We start from the raw sequence: 1,397 nt of genomic DNA, 5'->3' as shown, positions 1-1,397 counted from the left end.
GCGATGCCTGAGTCATTGTGCATTCCTTCTTTAAGTGTCTGTAAACATTGGAATCGTGTCCGTGTCGTCGACGCGACACGGGCGACCTTTTCGGGCTACCGCAGATTTCACCGATTCCGACGCCAAGTCTTCGGCGCGAATCTGGTGCGGCGCGCCGGGCACAACCTGCACCGCCGGCAGTACGCCAGATTTGATCAGACGGCGTACCGTGTGACTTGTGACGCGCAACGCTGCGGCCGCTTCGGTCAAGGTCAGCCATTCGCCATCTTTTTCCGCAGATCGGTAGGCATGGATACCGCGCACGCGGCGAACTGAAGAGACGCGATGCGCCGTCCAGGTCTTGCCCTGACCGGTAGGCAGGCCCATCCGATTAAGCGATGCGGCAATATGCTCGTCTGGCCAGCGACCGGCCATGCTGCGCATGACCGCCAGCGCATCTTCGGTCGTCGCGCAGCCATGTTCTCCGGTTCGCGGCTTACGCACGCGCAGCTCGGAGTGTTGGCCGCCGCGCCAGTGAATCGTAAGCACGACGTCACGTGCCTCTTCGTCGACATCGACGATGATGTCGACGATCAAAGCCCGCAGCAATTGTTGGCGTGCACGCATCGTGACGCCCGGCGCATTCCAAGCCTCAGAGAGGTTCTCTGCCAAATTGGCAAAAGCATTCGGATCGATTCCGATCTCCGCTTGCTTTGCGGCCGGTCGACGTTCCTCCAAATCGCGGACGCGGCGGAGCGCGATCTCCCAATTCTTCTCCAGCTGTGCCGCGATGAGACGATTGTCAGGATCGCAAGCGGCATACCGGCGCTCGGCCAGGTTTGCCTCGTAGCGCGCCTGCTGCAGTCCCAGATCCAGGATTCTCTGTTGGTCTTCCTCTTGTTCTCGATACATCCGTTCCGCCCTGAACGCGGCTTCGATCGCCATTGGTTCGACAGCCCGGAGCAGTTCGCTCGCGATCGCGGAATCGACCCGCGGACCTCCGAAAGTCATGCACCGAGGCAAGCCCATCATAAGGTTTGGCTTGTAACAGCGATAGACCGGTCGGCTTTGCGGATTGCCAGTATAGGCGACGCTGAGCCGTCGTCCGCATCGTCCGCAGATCATGATGCCTGAGAGAAGCGCTCTTCCGCCTCGCCCGGTCTTGACGCCTCCGGCACGGCCGTAATTGTTGAGGGCGAGCTGCTTCTGATTGCGCTCGAACTCGTCCCAGGTGATGTAGCTTTCGTGATGATCCTTGATCATCACTTCCCACGTCCCAAAGGGTTTGCTGTGCCCGTAGCTTCGTCGTGCCCTCCCATCGACGATGGCGGTGCGCTTCTCGCTCTTTCCGTAAACATAGACTCCGGCGTAAAATGGATTCTTGAGAACCGCGATGACGTTGCGATAACGAATCGGCA

Annotated in this window: 1 protein-coding gene; it reads right to left on the bottom strand. The window is 59.7% G+C overall.

Annotation, left to right across the window (positions count from 1 at the left end; all coding sequences use genetic code 11):
- Nucleotides 1-30: 30 nt before the first annotated feature.
- On the bottom strand, nt 31-1,397 hold a 1,367-nt coding region (locus SO140_RS45380; protein WP_498544148.1), incomplete at its 5' end, for a recombinase family protein.

The organism is Bradyrhizobium sp. UFLA05-108 (genome assembly GCF_059803455.1).
Note: the sequence above shows the minus strand (reverse complement) of the source record. Positions and strands in the feature narration are given on the sequence as shown.